Here is a 19,376-nt window from a genome sequence, read left to right as displayed (position 1 = left end):
ATCTATTCAACAGCTGCACGGGAGACAATCACTACATCTCTCGTGCTTTTACATAAGGGAGGGACCACAAGTGAAACATCAAAAGAAAACCTGGTTTTATCTGTTTGCCGCACCTGTTGTGCTGGCACTAACATTAGTCGTTGTTGTACCGTTTTTGTATGGTGTATATTATTCTTTTACAAATTGGGATGCGGTAGCAAGAGGAGAATTCATTGGTCTGGAAAATTATGTGAATTTACTTTCCGACAGCGGTTTCTGGGCAGCAATCGGCTTTACGATTAAATTTGCTGTTGTTTCAATTATTTTAATTAATATTATTGGGCTAGGACTAGCCATGTTGGTTACCAGCAAATTCAAGGGCGCCAATATACTACGAACGGTCTTCTTTATGCCTAACTTGATTGGCGGACTTATTTTAGGATTTATCTGGCAGTTTATCTTTATTAATGCGTTTGGCGCAATCGGTGATGCGATAGGCAATGAAGGGTTGAAAACCTGGCTCTCTACTACGCAGACCGGGTTTTGGGCATTGGTTATCGTAATGTGTTGGCAAATGTCAGGCTACATCATGGTGATCTACATCTCTTATTTGCAAAATGTGGATGATGCATTACTGGAAGCCGCTGACTTAGACGGCGCAACGGCTTGGCAGAAATTTTGGCATGTGAAATTCCCATTGATTATGCCCGGCTTCACTGTTAGTCTGTTTATGACCCTGTCCAACAGCTTTAAGCTTTATGATCAAAACCTATCTTTAACAAATGGTGGACCTTATAATTCAACACAAATGGTTGCCATGAATATTTATAATAGTGCGTTTGTTGAAAATAAAATGGGCTATGCACAATCTAAAGCAGTTATCTTCTTTATCATTGTAGCTGTTATTTCACTGGCACAGGTTTATCTGACGAAGAGAAAAGAGGTTGAAGTCTAATGGAGAAACAAAAAGCAGGAAGTCGGTTAGTGCGCATGCTCTTAGGAATTCTTTTGGGTTTGATTTGGCTGATTCCTTTCTATCTGATGATAAGCAACTCATTTAAATCCAAGCAGGAAATTTTCACCAATCCATTGGGTATTCCAGATTCTTTTACTTGGGCTAATTACCCGGAAGCATTCACTCAATTGGATTTTATTAAAACCTTATTTAACTCATTACTGATTACTATACTCAGTGTGACAGTGATTGTGATTTTCTCAGCTCTTTGCGCGTATGCATTAGAACGGATGCAGACAAAGCTGAGTACCTTTATCTTTATGGTTTTTGTTGCAGCTATGCTGGTTCCTTTTCAATCTGTAATGATTCCGCTGATTTCCATTTTCGGGAAAGCACAGATGCTGAATCAAGCAGGAATAATTTTTATGTATCTTGGCTTTGGTGCAAGTATGTCAATTTTCCTTTATCATGGAGCATTGAAGAGTATTCCCAAAGCATTGGATGAAGCGGCAATTATTGACGGGGCGAATCGTTTTCAGGTTTTTTGGAAGGTCATCTTTCCCATGCTGAAGCCAACCACAGTGACTGTTGTAGTTTTAAATACAATGTGGATTTGGAATGACTATTTACTACCATCGCTGGTAATTAATTCACCAACGACTCAAACAATTCCACTTAAAATGTTTTTCTTCTTTGGACAATATACAAAACAGTGGCACTTAGCACTGGCAGGTTTAGTTATCGCCGTATTGCCTGTTATCATTTTCTACTTTATCATGCAGAAACAAATCATAAAAGGTGTTGCTGATGGTGCTGTGAAATAGGCACGGGCAGCAGGTTGGAGGGCTGAAATGTATAAACGACTATTCGATATCGATCCTTGGAAAATCTCGACAGGAACACTGGATCGTGAAAACAAGCGGCTGATGGAGAGTTTGACCTCCATCGGTAATGGATACATGGGAATGCGGGGGATGTTTGAAGAGCCATACAGCGGCGATTCTCATCAGGGACTATATCTGGCAGGCGTTTGGTATCCGGATAAAACAAGAGTTGGCTGGTGGAAAAACGGCTATCCTGACTATTTTGGAAAAGTTATCAACGCAGTGAATTTTATCGCAGTAGATATTTTTATTGACGGTACAGCTTTAGACTTGGCTGAGCAATCTGTAGCTGATTTTTATATGGAACTGGATATGAAAAATGGATTGTTGACCCGTCGCTTTGTCTATCAATCTGATTTGGCAGAAATTGCTTTTACTTTTGAACGGTTTGTTAGTATTGTAGATAAAGAACTGGCATTTGTACGCATCAAAGCTGAAGTTCTAAAAGGCACACCAGAAATTCAGTTCGTATCAAAAATGGACGGTGATGTACGCAATGAAGATAGTAATTATGAGGAGATGTTTTGGGAGGAAAGAGAACGATCATACGCTGAAGGAATCAGCTTTTTAACAACACAGACGATTCCAAATGCATTTGATATCCCTCGATTTACGGTGACTACAGCTATGAAAAACCAGCTCAATCAGTCACTTACAGGAGAAGTAGTTAGTGAGAAACTGGTAATTGGTGAACGGTTCATCTGGCAAGGAAACAGTGGAGCCAGCTTGGAATTGGAAAAAACAGTTGCTGTTGCGACAAGCCGTGACGTTCCAGAAGCAGAGCAGCTTCAAGCCGTGAAAGAAACGCTGCAGACAGGTCTGGCAGATTCTTTTGATAAACACTTGGAAAAACAAGCAGCAGCTTGGAAGAAACGCTGGCAGCTGGCAGATGTAGAAATTATCGGCGACGATGAAGCTCAGCAGGGAATTCGTTTTAACCTGTTTCAATTGTTTTCTACGTATTACGGCGAGGACGAACGCTTGAATGTAGGACCAAAGGGCTTTACTGGAGAAAAATATGGCGGAGCAACCTATTGGGATACAGAAGCCTATATTGTTCCCATGTATCTCTCTGTTACAGAACCAAAGACAACGCGCAAGCTATTAGAATATCGTTCCAGACAGCTGGATGGTGCGTTGCTTAACGCTCAACGTCAAGGACTAAAAGGGGCTTTATACCCCATGGTTACCTTTACCGGAGTGGAATGTCATAATGAATGGGAAATAACATTCGAAGAAATTCATCGTAATGGTGCAATCATTCATGCAATTTATAATTATACGAACTACACAGGTGACAAAACTTATTTACTGGGCGAAGGAATGAAGGTCGTTGTAAATGTAGCCCGTTTTTGGGCAGATCGTGTTCATTATTCAACCAGAAATAATTGTTATATGATTCATGGCGTGACAGGACCAAATGAATATGAGAATAATGTTAACAATAACTGGTATACTAATTATCTGGCAGTTTGGTGTTTACGCTATGCTCTGGAGCACTATGAACAGGCACTTTCAGAAATCAAGCATGAACTATTGGTTACTGGGGAAGAACGCAAGCAGTGGCAAGACATTGCTGAAAAGATGTATTTCCCATATGATGAAGAACTTGATATTTTTGTACAGCATGATACATTCCTCGATAAAGATTTGATGCCGGCAGAAATGCTGAAGCCGGAAGACCGTCCGTTGAATCAGAACTGGTCGTGGGATCGTATTTTAAGAAGCTGCTTTATCAAGCAGGCAGATGTTCTGCAGGGAATTTATTTCTTTGGAAATCAGTTTACCCCAGAACAAAAGGAAAAGAACTTTAATTTCTATGAGCCAATGACGGTTCATGAATCTTCGCTGTCTTCCTGTGTCCATGCAATTTTAGCAGCTGAACTTGGTCAGGAAGAAAAAGCGGTTGAGCTGTATAAGCGAACTGCACGCCTCGATTTGGATAATTACAATAATGACACAGATGACGGTCTGCATATCACGTCTATGAGCGGCAGCTGGCTGGCAATTGTACAGGGGTTTGCAGGAATGCGCACCTTTGATGACAGTTTAAGCTTCTCGCCATTCTTACCTGAAATGTGGGAAGGCTACGCCTTTACTATCAATTACCGTGGCGGCTTAATTTCAGTTAAAGTGGATCAGAATAACATACAGCTGGAGCTGCTTGAAGGCTCAACACAGCAGCTGTCTATCTATGAGGAAGACTATCTTTTAGAACAAACAGTGATTGTTCCTATTAAGCAAAAATAATGATAGCTATTGCTAATTAAGAACTGGCAAAGCAATCATTAGTATAGATTGCGAATAGTTCTGGGGGGAGTAGTAGAAAGCAAGAAAATGTGTTTTGCTGAGTAAATACGAAGCATAACAAAACATTAATTTAATGAAAATCATATGACAAGTGCTTAAACAGATGTTTTCAGCATAGAGGATAGAAAAGGCAGGTCAGAGCACAAAATGAGATTATTCTCTTTGTGCTCTGATTTTAGTTTATTTCCAGTTGAAAGAAGGGGAAGCTGATGAAGAAAAAATGGTGGAAAGAAGCGGTTGGGTATCAAATTTATCCGCGTAGCTTTAAAGATAGTAATAATGATGGAATTGGAGACTTAAATGGTATCAGAGAAAAATTACCCTACCTTAAGAAACTGGGAATTGATTTTATCTGGTTAAATCCGGTGTATCAGTCGCCTAATGTGGACAATGGCTATGATATCAGCGATTATCAGGCAATTATGGCAGATTTTGGTACGATGGCGGACTTTGATTTACTCTTGGCAGAAGCCCACAAGCTGGGAATTAAGCTGATTATGGATCTAGTCGTTAATCATAGCTCCGACCAGCATGAATGGTTTAAAGAATCTAAAGCGAGCAAAGATAATCCTTATAGAGACTATTATATTTGGAAAGATGGTATTCAGGGAGAGCCGCCTTCTGATTGGCAGGCTATTTTTGGCGGCTCCGTTTGGGAATATGATGAAAAAACGGAGCAATACTATTTTCATGCCTTTGCAAAAGAGCAGCCAGATTTTAACTGGGAAAATGAGCAGTTGAAAGAGAGGCTTTTTTCCATGATTCGCTGGTGGCTGGATAAAGGAATTGACGGTTTTCGGGTAGATGCAATCTCCCATATTCGCAAAGATGCCCATCATTTGCCGGCGCTTTTGGAAAATGTTCCAGGGAGGTATCAAAATATTCCAGGAATTGAGCACTATCTAGAAGAACTAAAGCAGGTCTTTGAAGAATATGACATTATGACCGTGGGAGAAGCGAGCGGGGTTAAGGCAGTTGAAGCAGAACAATGGGCTGGTGATGACGGCTATTTCAATATGATTTTTGAATTTGAGCATATTGGGCTTTGGAAACAGGAACAAGAAAAAAACTTTGATATTAAGGCATTTAAAAAGGCTCTCTCAAACTGGCAATATGCACTGGACGGCAAAGGCTGGAACGCACTTTATATGGAAAATCACGATGTTCCCAGATCCGTATCTGTTTTTGGTAATGACTCAGAAGAATATCGGGAGATTTCTGCTAAGGCGTTGGCAATGATGTATTTCTTCCTGCAGGGAACACCGTTTATTTATCAGGGGCAGGAGCTTGGGATGACGAATATGCCTTTTGAAAGCATTGAAGAAATCAACACACTGGATTCAAAGCAATTATACCGTGAACTGCAGGATGCCGGAAAATCTGAAGAAACAGCTTTAGCGACTGTAAATGCCATTACTAGAGATAATTCGCGAACACCGATGCAATGGAGTAATGATCAATACGCCGGCTTTTCAAATACAGAGCCGTGGCTTCGTATGAATCCCAACAAGCAGACAATTAACGTTGAAGCAGCTTTAGCAGATTCTGATTCTGTTTTCTATTTCTATCAGAAGCTAATTCGGTTGCGTAAACAGCATTCAGCACTGGTCTATGGCAGCTTTGAAGAGATTTTACCTGAGCATGAGCAGCTCTATGTGTATACAAGAAGAAATGAGGAAGCAGTGTTTTTGGTGCTGGTAAATCTTTCAGAGCAGCCGGCTAGTTACCAAATACCAAAACATATGAAGCAGCTGTCTGAAAAAGCTCAGCTGGTTCTAAGCAATTATCAGGCAGCGCAGGATTTGCCGCTGACAGATACCCTAGCCCCATTTGAAGCACGAACTTATCAGATTGATATGGGTAATTAATAAACAGCGGAGGAAAAACGATGGAAGAAACAGAAGTAGGAAATCAAAACGGACAAAATCAGAAATGGTGGCAGCAGGCAGTTGTCTATCAAGTTTATCCAAGGAGTTTCCAAGACAGCAATGGGGATGGAATTGGAGATATTCAGGGAATTATTTCCCGACTTGACTACTTAAAAAAATTAGGTATAACCGCAATTTGGCTGTCCCCAGTATACCAGTCTCCTAATGACGATAATGGCTATGATATCAGTGATTATCAGAATATTATGCATGAGTTTGGTACGATGGCTGACATGGAAGAACTGATTGATAAAGCAAAAGAAGCAGATATCAGAATTATTATGGATTTGGTAGTGAATCATACTTCTGACGAACACAAGTGGTTCATTGAGTCTAGGAAGACTAAAGATAATCCTTATCGGGATTACTATATTTGGCGGGATCCCGCAGCAGGAAAAGCACCTAATGAACTGCGCTCTATTTTTAGCGGCAGTGCCTGGCAGTTGGATGAGACAACAGGTCAGTATTACCTTCATTTGTTCAGCAAAAAGCAGCCGGATTTAAACTGGGAAAATTCTTCAGTCCGTCAAGAAGTATACAGCATGATGAACTTTTGGTTGGAGAAAGGTATTGGCGGTTTTCGCATGGATGTTATTGATTTGATTGGTAAACAGCCGGATCAGGAAATCACGGGAAATGGACCTAAGCTTCATGAATATCTTCAAGAAATGAATCAGGCCAGCTTCGGAAAATATGATGTAATGACGGTAGGTGAAACCTGGGGGGCTACGCCTGAAATCGCAAAGCTGTATTCTGATCCCAATCGTCAGGAGCTATCCATGGTTTTTCAGTTTGAACATATGGGACTGGATCAGCAAGAGGGAAAAGATAAGTGGGACTTACAGCCGTTGGATAAAAAGAAACTGAAGGAAGTACTATCTAAATGGCAGACCGCTCTTGGAAATCAGGGCTGGAACAGTTTGTTTTGGAATAATCATGATTTACCTCGAATTATTTCCCGTTGGGGGAACGACCAGAACTATCGGGAAAAAAGCGGTAAAATGTTTGCAATTCTACTGCACATGATGAAGGGGACACCATATATATATCAAGGGGAAGAAATCGGTATGACGAATCGACCGGTTGCTTCTATTGAGGAAGTTCAGGATATTGAAAGTATCAATATGTACCATGAGCGACTGGCAGCAGGCTATACAAAAGATGAGCTGCTGCGTTCAATTAATGCTAAAGGGCGGGATAATGCGCGCACGCCAATTCAGTGGAACAGCTCTTCAAATGCTGGATTTACTACTGGAAAACCGTGGCTGCCGGTAAACGAAAACTATCCTTCTGTGAATGTAGAACGGGCCCTTGAAAATCCTGAATCTATTTTTTATACTTACCAACAGCTGATTCAGCTGAGAAAAGAGCATGCTCTGATTGTTTGGGGCGATTATGCATTGATTCCTGATACGGCAGAGGAGGTTTTTGCCTATTATCGAGAATACAAGGGAGAAAAATGGCTGATTGTTGCCAATCTTTCAGACACAGCACAAGATTTCCTGTTAAAGGATACTGTAAAAGAGGAGATTATCAGCAATCGGACTGCCCCCATTTCCAATGCTAAGCTATTGAATCTGGAGCCATATGATGCTCTGGTGGTTCGTGTATAAAAGCAGCTTCTCATGTATAATAGAAGAAAAGAAATGCGGCTAATCTAAGTAACTAGCCAACTGGGAAGAGGTGAACGATGTGACCACACTATCTGACGTAGCTAAACTGGCAAATGTGTCCAAAATGACCGTCTCCAGAGTAATCAATCATCCGGAAAAAGTGACGGAAGAATTAAAGGAATTAGTTTATGAAGCGATGAAGGAACTGGACTATCATCCAAATATTGCAGCCAAAGCACTGGTCAAAAACCGCTCCCAGATTATTAAACTCTTTATCTTGGAAGAGATTGATACAACAGAGCCTTACTATATGAATCTGCTGATGGGGATTGCTAGAGCAGTTGGTAAAGCACATTATTCATTACAGCTGGTAACAAAGGATGGCTTTGACACTGGAACCTGTGACGGATACATCATTACTGGTTTTCGCGCCCACGATTTTGACTGGATTAAAAGCTTGGATAAACCAGTTGTATTGTTTGGCGAGAACAGTCAGGGAATTGATTTTGTAGACAGCGATAATCATTACGGTACGGAAATGACTACTAATTATGCAATCGCCTGCGGCTATGATGAAATTATTTATATAGGTATTGATGTGAATGAATCCTTTGAACAGTCTAGGGAACAAGGATATTTGCAAGCAATGGAGGCTAGCGGAAAAACCGGCAGAATTGAACGTTTTAATAATCGTTCGACGCTTAGTCAATTATTTATCGAAGCATATTGGGAAACACTTTCACCAAATACTTGCTTTATCTGCAGCTCAGACCGGCTGGCAATAGGAATTGAACGGGGAATTTCCAATAGTCGTGGTAAAATACCAGAAGAATACGGGATTATCGGTTTTGATGGTGTTTTCCTGGATCAGGTGAGCTCGCCAAAACTAACAACAGCTAAGCAGCCAATCGTCAAAATGGGTGAGGTCTGTGGAGAGATGCTGGTTAAAAAGATTGAAGAAAATGGAGGAAGCCAAGGCTATCGGCGTTTTTTACCGGAATTAATCGTCCGAGATTCTACAAAGAGTCAGTCGTAATTCTCCTGTAAAATACAAATCAGATAAATGGATGAGGTCGAGACAAAAGTGTTTAGCTCCGAGAAATAAGACGAATTATCCGAAAATAGCTTTTCATATTTTTGAGATAGTTCGACTTATTTCCGAGAGAGCTACTTTTGGAACGCCGTTTATTCGGATTTTAGAGAAAGAAGAGTTCGGGTATTTTCTTATGTCCCAAACTCTTTTTTGCGATTCCATCAGCATGAATTATTATTGATTCTTTTTTTATAGTTATATAGATGTTTTTTGCCAAAATCATATAAAGAATAGGTATAATCTATCTAGTTTCAATCGCATGAGTCAGCTAATTACAAAATATGAGTATGTCCTATCAAAAGCAGTCGAGATATCCTCGTGTTACTTTTTTTTTAAGAAATTATACTTTTTAGCTAAAAAATAAATTTTATTTGAAACTTTTCTGTCTGGATAGATGTCTAATAAGTGTCCGGACGAAAGAAGGAGAGTTATGGAAAAGAAAGTACAAATCAGACTGGTTAAGGAAGCAAAAGTTGGGATGCTCAGGCATTTGTACCGCTTTGTGAAGCATAACTATTCATAGACAAAAAAGTCCTTTATACTACTCTTGGATGACTTATCCAAGACCAATAAAAAGGACTAGCGCGTGGATGAGTATAACGTAAAAACATCTTTTCAGAAATGGTTTTCTGCAATCACCTTTGATTCTTTATCTGAGAAAACCAAATGAACCAGCAAAAACTTTGATTAGTATAGTAAAAAGCTTGATTTTAGAGCCATTCTAAAAATTCTCCTTTTTCATTTTCAGCAGGTTGGTGTTTTCAGATTATTCTGACTATATCTCTGCAACACCGGTGAAAGAATATATGTTGAAATATTCTATAAAAATATTTTATTTATTGTTATTTAAAATCTATATTTAACAGCCTTTGGATATAGTCTATAAAATTTTTAAAAGAAAAATATATCTTCATCTATAAGGGGTTCATTTTCTCATTTTTTTCCTAAACCAGCTGAAAACCTGATAAGCTAAAAAGTTTTTGCATGTTATAATTGAGTTGGTTAGTAGTCTAAATTATTAGGGCAAGGAGTGTGGGAGAATGAAGTTTTATAAAGAAAAACTGGCAAAATTAATGCTTGCTGTTACACTTATTTTTTCATTTAGTTTAACAGCTTCCAATGGTTATGCAGAGGAACAGGAACTGGTTGTCAATAATCTCAACCAAGTATTAAGAGATGATATTGGTACAACTGCCTATTTGAATTATCAGACAGAGGCTGTGAAATCCAGTAGTGTTCCTCAACCGAAAACAGTTATTTATTATTATCAGGATGGGGAAAGCTTTGATAAAGGGCACAATGGCAAGACTGCAGCGGCGACAACGGCAAATAGTCGAGTGGGCTATCACAAAGCTGTAGTGGAAGGCTTGAAGCCGCAAACCCTGTATCATTATCGTGTTGTCGATGAAAACACAGGAGCTGTTTCGAAAGAATATTCATTTGAAACGAAGGGAGCAGTTACAAACTTCTCTTTTGTTGCGGCAGCAGACGGCAATTACCGCAGTACTTCATCTTACCAAAACTATTTTGGTGTGACATTGTCTACGGCAGTGAACAAGTTTCCTGAATCAGCATTTATTATGCATACAGGAAAGGCCAATAGTACATTGACCGATGAAAAGCATTGGAATGGTTATTTTGGGTTAGCGCAGAATACGTTTGATCAGTATCCTTTGGTGCCAAATACAATTTCCAAGGGTTCTGCAAACAAGCTTTTCCAGCTTAATTATAATTTGACTGGTGTTAGTAATGATACTAGCAACTATTCATTTGTTTATGGAGATGCCTTATTCCTAAATGTTAACAGTCAATTGACCGGTACAAAAGATATTGAAAATCATATTAGCTGGCTGAAAAAAGAAGTTGCAACCAAAGGTCAAAGTAAATGGATTATTGTTAGTGTGGGAAACAGTATTTACGGCAGTTCTTCAACAGTAAGCTCGGCTAATAAAAAGCTGGCAGCTGCTTTTGATGAAGCTGGAGTAAATCTGGTGATTCAAGGGAATGATGATGCATATATTCGCTCATATCCGATTTCTAAGAGTGTAGTACTTTCCGATTATCCGGGAAGCACAGAAATTGCTCATAAAGATGGCGTTATCTACCTATCACCAGGTGCTTCCGGAGCTGAGCAAAAGAATGGCGCAACTGGTCGAGAATGGATTAAGACAGCCAGCAACTACAGCAGCAGTACTGTAAAAAAAGCTGCTGACTACAAAATGTACAGTAATATTCAGGTAACTGCTGAAAAAATTGAAGTAACAGCATATACAGTTAATGGACAAGTTGTTGATCAATTTGAAATCAACCGGAAGGATACGCCGGAAAGAGAGAGCCGCCAGCTAATACCGCTGGGTGTAAATAATGGTTTTGGTTCAGATTCGAAAACAACGCGTTCAATTACATGGCAATCTGATGCAACACTTAATTCAGCAGCGATTGAAGTTGTTGAAGCAGGTCAAGAGTTTACAGCAGAAAATACTATGGAATTCACGGGTACTTCAACTAAGAATAAAAGTATCCTCACAAAATACAATGTGAATAAGGTACAACTGATAGGTTTGACTCCAGGTACGAAGTATGAGTATCGCTTGCGTAACTATTATACAAATCCAAAGACTGGTTCAGTTACGACCTATTATAGTGATGTTTTCAGCTTTAAAACAGAGAGTCAGAAAGCAGAACCATTCACCTTTATTCATTTGGCTGATTCTCAAAGCTCACTAGACGGATATGCACCATATTTTGGCAATACCTTGAATAAAGCCTTGGGAATGTACCCGGAAGCACCATTTATTATTCATACAGGAGATATGGTGGAGACACCAAATGAAGCGAATTTCACCAGCTTCTTCAATGCAGCAGGCAATACGTTTGCTTCAACGGCATTCTTGCCAGTATTAGGAAATCATGAAGGGAGCTCTTCTTCTAACGAAGTATTTTATCAAAATACCTTCAGTGTAGATAATGTCAATGGCTTCCCATTGAACTACTCCTATGTTTACGGAAATGCGCTATTCTTTAACCTGAATTCAAATCATGATTCAGATAAAGAACTGGATAAACAGATTGAATGGATGAAAAAGGAAGTTGCTGAAAAAGGACAAGATAAATTTATCGTTGTGGCGTTCCATAAGAGTCCTTATGGCGGAAAATGGACTAGTTCTTCCAGTGGTTCATTGAGTTCAAAAAATATTAAGAAGAAATTGGTTCCTGTGATGGAAGATTTAGGTGTCAATCTGGTTCTATCTGGCCATGATCATAACTATATTCGCAGCTACCCAATTAAAAATAGTGTGCCAAATAAAACTATTTCAGATCACGGGAATATTTCAACAAGTGAAGATGGAACAATCTATATGGTTTCTAGAAATAGTGGGAAGAAAACGTACAAGATGGAATCCCGCAAAGACTGGACCGATGTTTTATGGGGCCCAAATGTTAAAGATATTACAGGAAAAGAGAATTATCCTGAGAATACAGTCTTTTCTGCAGTTGAGGTTACAGATTCTGCATTAAAGGTTACAGTGCGAACTGCCGGCTACGAAGTGATTGATGAATACACAATCACAAAATAATTGTAACTGTTAAAGCTAAGGCAGCAGAACAGACGAGGTTGTGACAGAAGTGTTCAGCTTCAAGCAATAAGGCGGAAATTCCGAAAATTGTTCCATAAATTTTTGCGAATTTCCGCCTTATTGTCGAAGAAGTTACTTCTGAAACACCGTTTATCCGGATTTAAGGGACTGAGGCATACTAATGTCACAGTCCCTTTTTTTAATTCGCTAGGTCTTTTATTGGAGAAGGAATGGACCTTAAGGCTGATAGGAAAATCAGTTCGTAGCTGGATAACGTTTCTAGTTTGCTCTGTTATACTAATAAAAAAAGCGAACGGAGATGTTTAAAAATGAAAAAAATCGGTGTAGTTTTGTTTAATGTATTATTTACTTCTTGGGCGTTGTTTACGGTATATGTATTGCTTGCAAGTGCTTGGTTCTCATTAGCAATGTTTGCGGTATCACCAGTCTTAGTAGTCGGAGCTTTTATAGTTGGGCTGCAGCATTTTATGATTCTCAATTTTGCCTTATCCCTGCTTCTGGCTTTAGCGGCACTTGTGATGATACCAGTACTACTGCAGGGAACCAGATTTGTTCAACGATTCGTTTCCGGATACTTCACACAAATGAGACTTATCTGGAACTCTTAATAGATTAAAAAACACCTCGAAGGACTCAGTGAAAACTGAAATCATCGAGGTGTTTTTATTTTTATGTTTAGTCAGATAAATAGCGCCCTGTAATTGAACGAGGGTGATTTACAGCTGATTCAGGTGTTCCCTCAAAGAGAATTTGTCCGCCGTTTTTGCCAGAGCCAGGGCCGAATTCAATCATCCAGTCTGCTAAGCGAATCATGGCAGTGTTGTGTTCGATTACATATAGGGTGTTGTTCTTATTCAGAAGCTCTTCAAATACATTTAAAAGAGCTTGGGTATCTTTATAGCTTAAACCACTGGTTGGTTCATCCAAAATAATGATTTTGTTTGAACAGTCCAAATTGCAGGCAAGCTTCAAGCGCTGAAGTTCACCGCCGGATAGAGTATCTAGTGTTTGTCCGAGCGTTAGGTAACCTAAGCCAATCTCATTTAGCCAGTGTATTTTCTTTCTGATTTTTTCCTGATTATTGAAGAAGGATTCGCTGTCTTCAATAGATAAACTCAATACCTGTGAAATTGATTTCCTTTGGTAAAAATAAGTAAGAGATTCCTGTTTGAATTTTGTACCGTGACACAGCTCGCAGTCAGCTCGTACAGCTTCGAGGAAAGCAAGCTCAGTTTCGATATATCCTTTCCCTTTACAAACTGGACAGGCTCCTTTGCCGTTAAAGCTGAATAAACCAGCGGGCACTTTATTTTCCTTGCTGAACAGCTTGCGGATATCATCTAAAATACCAATATAAGATGCCATAGTGGAGCGGCTGCTTGTACGCAGCCGTTTTTGATTAACGTAAAAAATCAAATCACCATACTTTTCCCGCAAACCTTCTGCAAAAGAGCTTTTCCCAGATCCTGCTACACCAGTGATTGCTAAAAGTCGATTTAACGGCAGTTTTACAGAGGCCTCAACGACGTTATTTTTTGAAATCTTTTCTGCAAAGAAGTATTTCTCTTTACTGACAGGCCGCTTTGCTCTTTTTAAGCTGGGCTGCTGTTTTTGACGAGCGGCCCATTCTGTATAAGGTCCCTGGCCAATCAGCTCGCCGCCATGAAGCCCTGCTCCAGGCCCTAACTCATAAACAGTGTCAGCCAGCTCAATGATTGTAGGGTCATGATCAATTAAGAGCAGCGTGTTTTCTTTTGCTTTGATTGCATGTATCAGTTGTCCGATGGCCTGCATATCCTGTGGATGCAAACCTGTGCTAGGTTCATCGAGAATATAGAGCATATCAGATAGACTGCTGCCGATTGAACGAATCAGTTTAATCCGCTGAGATTCTCCTCCAGAAAGTGTGCCGGTTTCACGCGACAAGCTAAGGTAGTTTAAGCCAACCTGACAAAAATAATCCAGCTGCTGGATTATTTTTTCTGTGACTTGCCGAGTTTCTTTAGGCTGCAGCTGTTCCAAAAACAATTTCAGCTCGTCCAGCTGCATGTCCAGACATTCACCGATGTTCTTGCCGTTTAATTGACAGGAAAGAGTTTTTTGATTTAGGCGATACCCGTGACAATCCGGGCAGGTGGTTTGAGTGATCACCCGCTGAATTTCAGGGAGGTATTTTTTTTGCTGCTTCGATGTAATGTGGATAAACGTCTTTTTGATTCTTGGAATAATTCCCTCATACATAGAAGATTTATACCAGCCAGGTAATGGATGGGGCGGTTTCAGCTCTGGTGAGTAGAGCAGAAGCTCAAGTTCCTCCTCAGAAAAATCTTTAATCTTTTTATTGTTGTCAAAAAGTCCTGAATCCACATATCGTTTCCAACGGTAGCTTCCTGGCTCGAACGTATCAAAGCAGATTGCTCCTTCATTTAGAGATTGTTCAGGATTCAATAATTCCTCCACTTTAAAAGTAGTCGTTAGACCCATACCTTGACAGGTGGGGCACATTCCTGCCGGGTTGTTAAAAGAAAACACATCTGAATAACCGACGAACGGCTGGCCAAAACGTGAAAAAAGAAGTCGCAGGGTTGGATTGATATCGGTTGCTGTTCCTACTGTAGAACGGCTGTTGTCTCCCATTGGCTTCTGATTAACAATCACAGCAGGTGAAAGATTTTCGATAAGATCGACTTCCGGAACGGGAAGATGAGGCATTCGATTTCTCACATAGCTTGGATATGTTTCATTCATCTGCCGTTGTGCTTCAGCTGCTATAGTATTGAACACTAATGATGATTTTCCAGAGCCGGACACACCGGCAAAGACATTAATTTGATGTTTTTCAATAGTTACATCAATATTTTTCAAATTTCTAGTACGAGCACCTCTAATTTTAATTTGACTCATAGTCATTCCTCCTTTACTCTATAAGTATATAAAATGAATATGACAAAAAATGTCATATTAAAGTATAAAGAGGGAAAAAGATGAAAAAAGAGCAGACAATTTATGAGATGATGTGGTATATCCAAAACAAGAAAGAGTTTACGGCACAGGAACTGGCTGACCGCTTCCAGTTATCCATAAGAAGTGTTTACCGTTATATCACAGATTTAGCAGATTTAGGTTTATATGTGGAGAGTAAGAAGGGAAGAAATGGCGGGTTTACAGTGCTGGCCAATCAGGTTTTACCACCGGTTCTATTTACGGAGAACGAAATTATTTCCTTGTATTTTGCAATACAGTCTTTGGCTAACTATGAAGAGTTTCCGTTTCAAATGAACACAGTTACTGCTGGTGAGAAGCTTTTATCGGTAGTTCCTAAGCAATTACAGGATAAGCTCCTTCATTTGGAGGATCATTTCCAGTTAGCAGTGCCCAAACAAGTAGTAGAAAATTCCTTTTTAAGTGATTTGATGGCAGCAGCAATGAATAAACAACAGATAGAAATAAAGTATCGTTCACCTCAATTTTTATCGGTCAAGGTTTTAGAACCGATTGGTATTTATGCAGCAAATGGGTTCTGGTATTTGTTTGCAGTTGATACTGCGAGGAAAGAGCCGCGACACTACCGGATTGACCGGATTCAGTCCGTTACGGTAGTTGCTGAACAAAATCAGACAAATTTGACATTGAAAGAACTGAATAAAGAATATGAACCGAAGGAGCCGGTAAAGATGTTGGTTGAACTGACGGCAATAGGTCTGAAACGTTGTTTAGAAAATCGATACCTTTCTAAAGGAGTACTATCTGATGAGAAAGGCAGGAGACTTGAATTGACGATTGATCAGCGGGATATCCCCTATACGGCTGAATATTTGATTATGCTTGGCAGGGAAGCAGTGATTAAGGAACCAAGAGAGCTTGTTGAGTTTGTTGTTCAAAAGTTGGAAGGGATATTGGAGCAGTATGCTGCAGAATGAAAAGAAGTCGATAGAGAAGACGCTCCATCAGGGGGTCATCCATTTATAGATGGGTGCTTTCTTTAAAAACTTAAAAAAAGCATTAAACGCTGAAAATCAAGCAGAATTTATCCTTGATTTTCAGCGTTTTCTAGTTTCGATTTCAATCCATATTTATTTGGGGAAAGATGGTTTTCTGTTTGTGGTTATTTTGTCAGGTGCTCCGCTAGACGGTCACCTAGCCATTGAATCAATTGAACGAAAATAATCAGTAGGACAATGATGATTACTAACACAAGAGTTTCATAGCGATAATAGCCGTATTGAATTGCTAAATCGCCGATGCCGCCTGCCCCAATTGTTCCGACCATGGCTGAGTAACCAAGCAGACTGATAATTGTTAAGACGACTCCCCGTACGAGAGCAGGCAGGCTTTCCGGGAGAATCACTTCCCGAATAATCAGACCGGGTCCCGCTCCGGAAGCAACAGCAGCCTCAAGAATGCCATGATTAATTTCTGCAAATGCACCCTCAGCGATACGTGCAAAAAACGGGATGGCAGCGATTGATAGGGCCGCAGCTCCACCCAATGGTGTATAAGGATCACCAAAAAGCAGTGCGAGAAACGGAATTAAAACAACTAATAAAATCAGAAAAGGTAGTGAGCGAAGTCCGTTTACTAAAAAGCCGGCAATACTATTAATAACTGGACGTTTAGCAAATAACGGACTGCTTGTAAAAAAGAGCAGCAGACCGATCAGTGTCCCAAACAAAATGCCAACAACAGTGGAAACAGCAACCATCAAGCCTGTGTCAGCCAGAGCTTTAGGTAAATGTTCCTGTAAGATGCTTAGCGTACTTTCCATGAACTCGCCTCCTCGTTTAAAATTTTCAGACTGTGGACATGCTTCTGAATTTCAGCAACAGCAGCTGCAATGGCACTATCTGTTCCAGTAAGATAAACAAATAAAATGCCAATTACGTCGTTTTGGATATACTCGATTTTTCCATGAGTAATACCAATCAGTACATCAAATTTTTTTGAAATTTCTGAAATTAAAGGATCTAATGCAGCGGTTCCCTGATAGCGAAGTTCCAACAAGGTTCCTTGATTTAGTGTATTTTTCAACTGATTTGGAATTGTCAGATTAAAGAAGCGGCTGACTAATTTCTTTGCAATTGCCGATTGTGGTTGAGCGAAAAGTTCAAATGTAGAGCTTTGCTCAACTATCTTGCCGTTTTCCATGACAGCAATACGTTGAAACAACCGCTTGGCTACTTCCAATTCATGGGTAATAAAGACGATTGTAATCCCCATTTCCTGATTGATCTTTTCCAAAAGCTTTAATATTTCTTCCGTTGTTTCCACATCCAATGCACTGGTAGCTTCATCGCAAAGGAGAATTTCCGGATCATTCGCTAATGCACGGGCAATACCAATCCGCTGTTTTTGACCACCGGAAAGATTATTCGGATAGCTGTGCTTTTTATCAGCTAAATCAACAAGTTTTAACAGCTCGTCAATTCTCTCTGCTTGCTTGTCTTTAGGATAATCCCCAGCTTTTAATGAAAAAGCAATATTTTCAGCTATCGTTCGGTTTTGAATTAAATTGAAATGCTGAAAAATCATCCCAATTTTCTGTCTGATTTTTCGAATACCTTGAGTATTCAGTGTGGTGATATCTTCTCCATTGATTTTTATCGTTCCTTCAGAGGGAAGCTGTAGGAGGTTCAGCGTACGAATTAAGGTACTTTTCCCAGCACCGCTTAATCCAATTATTCCAAAAATTTCACCGCTTTTCACCTGAAAAGAAACGTCATCTACTGCCTTGACTGTTTGCTTTTTTTGATTAAAGGCTACCGTTAAATGATTAACTTCAATTTTTGTCATAGCGCTGGCCTACTTATCTGTCCAGCTAGCTGGCTTGTCAAAATCCTTGAAAGGAGAATCAGCAATGCCATCTTTGAATTCCTGACTGCTTAACACTGCTTTTACGGCTTTGCCAAATTCCGAGTCGGCTTCATCACTACGAACAACAAAAACATTTTTGTATTCTTCCTTCAATGATTCAAGGGCAAGTGCATCGGCAGGGTCTAAAGAAGCTGCCCAGGCAAAGTTTCCGGGAACTAATGCTAAATCAACCGTATCCAGTGAACGAGCCAGCTGAGCCGCGTCCAATGTCTTAAATTCGAGATTTTTAGGATTTTCTGCAATGTCGCTAACAGTGGCTTTTGTTTCATCAACCTCTTTGTTTAAAGTAATCAAGTCATTGGCTTCTAAAAGCTGCAAAGTACGCGCAAGATTAGAAGCATCGCTGGCAATCGCCACTGTTGATTTATCTTTTAAATCGTTTAGACTATCAAGCTTCTTTGAATAAATTCCCATGCCTAGCGTTGGTACCCTGTCTAAGGCGGTTAAGGAAAGATTATTATCAGAAGAAAATTTTTCTAAATAAGCAGTGTGCTGAAAAAGATTACCATCGATTTGTCCAGTATCCAATGCTTTGTTTGGCTGAACGTAGTCATTGAACTGCTTAGTTGTCAACTTAAATCCTTGTTTTTCTAACAATGGAGAAATAACCTCTGATGCCATTTCTCCGTAAGGACCAGGAGCAACGCCAATCACAAATTCTTCCGTTTCTTTAGCAGCATCTGCTCCGTCTTTCTTTGCAGCTGATGAACCGCAGGCAGATAAAGATAATAAAATTCCCGTAGCTATAATTCCTGTAATTAATTTTTTCCATGTTTTCATTTGTCATTTCTCCTTTATTTTTTATTAACAAAAAAATGTGCCTGAAGAGAGTTCTCGTGCCAGTAATAATCCCTAAGATGGAAAAGAGGAGTACATGCAATATAACTTGTATTCAAACTATCAGAAGCTCCTATTCAGTCAATTCATGAAACCGTTTAGGTAGTTCCATGATTCTTGAGCAAGAAATTCCTTTCCATGGTGTGGTAAAGAAAAGGTTACAACGCTCAAAGCAATCGCCTTGTACTGTGCATCATCAATTCGTATAACTCATTGTGATTTACAGCATGCTTTTCATCATCTACTCTGCTTACGCAATCGTAGTGATTCAAAGTAAAACTCCCGCCCTTTTTCTACGTTATGCAGA

13 protein-coding genes and 1 other annotated feature (1 of these 14 only partly in view) are annotated in these 19,376 nt (G+C 39.7%); of the genes, 9 read left to right on the top strand and 4 right to left on the bottom strand.

Annotated features, from left to right (window positions below):
• Positions 1-70: 70 nt before the first annotated feature.
• The 8 genes from ACPWSO_RS07345 (at position 71) to ACPWSO_RS07310 (ending at position 12,969) form a co-directional block, all read left to right on the top strand.
• Positions 71-934 (top strand): carbohydrate ABC transporter permease, encoded by an 864-nt coding sequence (locus ACPWSO_RS07345; RefSeq protein ID WP_426082247.1) that lies wholly within the window; start codon positions 71-73, stop codon positions 932-934.
• Positions 934-1,758 carry a carbohydrate ABC transporter permease gene (locus ACPWSO_RS07340; RefSeq protein WP_426082246.1) on the top strand — a complete coding sequence of 275 codons (825 nt, stop codon included), beginning with the start codon at positions 934-936 and terminating at the stop codon, positions 1,756-1,758. Before ACPWSO_RS07345 ends, ACPWSO_RS07340 begins: the two co-directional genes overlap by 1 nt.
• Positions 1,759-1,785: 27 nt before the next feature.
• Positions 1,786-4,068, top strand: a complete 2,283-nt coding sequence (locus ACPWSO_RS07335) for a glycoside hydrolase family 65 protein (RefSeq protein WP_426082245.1) — start codon at positions 1,786-1,788, stop codon at positions 4,066-4,068.
• Positions 4,069-4,337: 269 nt separating this feature from the next.
• Positions 4,338-5,996 (top strand): glycoside hydrolase family 13 protein, encoded by a 1,659-nt coding sequence (locus ACPWSO_RS07330; protein WP_426082244.1) that lies wholly within the window; start codon positions 4,338-4,340, stop codon positions 5,994-5,996.
• A 20-nt stretch (positions 5,997-6,016) separates the two neighbouring features.
• Positions 6,017-7,669: a glycoside hydrolase family 13 protein gene (locus tag ACPWSO_RS07325; RefSeq protein WP_426082243.1), complete on the top strand. Its 1,653-nt coding sequence runs from the start codon at positions 6,017-6,019 to the stop codon at positions 7,667-7,669.
• A gap of 79 nt (positions 7,670-7,748) precedes the next feature.
• Positions 7,749-8,705 carry a LacI family DNA-binding transcriptional regulator gene (locus ACPWSO_RS07320; protein WP_426082242.1) on the top strand — a complete coding sequence of 319 codons (957 nt, stop codon included), beginning with the start codon at positions 7,749-7,751 and terminating at the stop codon, positions 8,703-8,705.
• Positions 8,706-9,802: 1,097 nt separating this feature from the next.
• The gene (locus tag ACPWSO_RS07315) at positions 9,803-12,340 is read left to right on the top strand and encodes a fibronectin type III domain-containing protein (protein ID WP_426082240.1); all 2,538 of its coding nucleotides are present in this window, start codon (positions 9,803-9,805) and stop codon (positions 12,338-12,340) included.
• Between the two features lie 329 nt (positions 12,341-12,669).
• Positions 12,670-12,969 carry a hypothetical protein gene (locus tag ACPWSO_RS07310; RefSeq protein WP_426082239.1) on the top strand — a complete coding sequence of 100 codons (300 nt, stop codon included), beginning with the start codon at positions 12,670-12,672 and terminating at the stop codon, positions 12,967-12,969.
• Positions 12,970-13,036: 67 nt separating this feature from the next.
• On the opposite strand, the gene ACPWSO_RS07305 is transcribed toward ACPWSO_RS07310, so the two are convergent.
• Positions 13,037-15,265, bottom strand: coding sequence for an ATP-binding cassette domain-containing protein (locus ACPWSO_RS07305; protein WP_426082237.1), 2,229 nt, complete (start codon positions 15,263-15,265; stop codon positions 13,037-13,039).
• Positions 15,266-15,345: 80 nt separating this feature from the next.
• Here ACPWSO_RS07305 and ACPWSO_RS07300 point away from each other — a divergent pair, with 80 nt between their 5' ends.
• Positions 15,346-16,281, top strand: a complete 936-nt coding sequence (locus ACPWSO_RS07300; RefSeq protein WP_426082236.1) for a helix-turn-helix transcriptional regulator — start codon at positions 15,346-15,348, stop codon at positions 16,279-16,281.
• 185 nt (positions 16,282-16,466) lie between these two features.
• On the opposite strand, the gene ACPWSO_RS07295 is transcribed toward ACPWSO_RS07300, so the two are convergent.
• From ACPWSO_RS07295 to ACPWSO_RS07285, 3 genes are read right to left on the bottom strand one after another with little or no spacing between them, the layout of a single operon-like run.
• Positions 16,467-17,126 carry a methionine ABC transporter permease gene (locus tag ACPWSO_RS07295; protein ID WP_426082235.1) on the bottom strand — a complete coding sequence of 220 codons (660 nt, stop codon included), beginning with the start codon at positions 17,124-17,126 and terminating at the stop codon, positions 16,467-16,469.
• The gene (locus ACPWSO_RS07290; RefSeq protein ID WP_426082234.1) at positions 17,111-18,151 is read right to left on the bottom strand and encodes a methionine ABC transporter ATP-binding protein; all 1,041 of its coding nucleotides are present in this window, start codon (positions 18,149-18,151) and stop codon (positions 17,111-17,113) included. The genes ACPWSO_RS07295 and ACPWSO_RS07290 overlap by 16 nt, the downstream gene beginning before the upstream one ends.
• 9 nt (positions 18,152-18,160) lie before the next feature.
• Entirely contained in the window at positions 18,161-19,012 is an 852-nt protein-coding gene (locus tag ACPWSO_RS07285) for a MetQ/NlpA family ABC transporter substrate-binding protein (protein ID WP_426082233.1), read from the bottom strand.
• Positions 19,013-19,375: 363 nt separating this feature from the next.
• Position 19,376, bottom strand: a binding site (T-box leader) (it continues 262 nt past the right edge of the window).

Source organism: Enterococcus sp. LJL51, from assembly GCF_049894025.1.
In the GTDB taxonomy this organism is placed as follows: Bacteria; Bacillota; Bacilli; order Lactobacillales; family Enterococcaceae; genus Enterococcus_L.
Note: the sequence above shows the minus strand (reverse complement) of the source record. Positions and strands in the feature narration are given on the sequence as shown.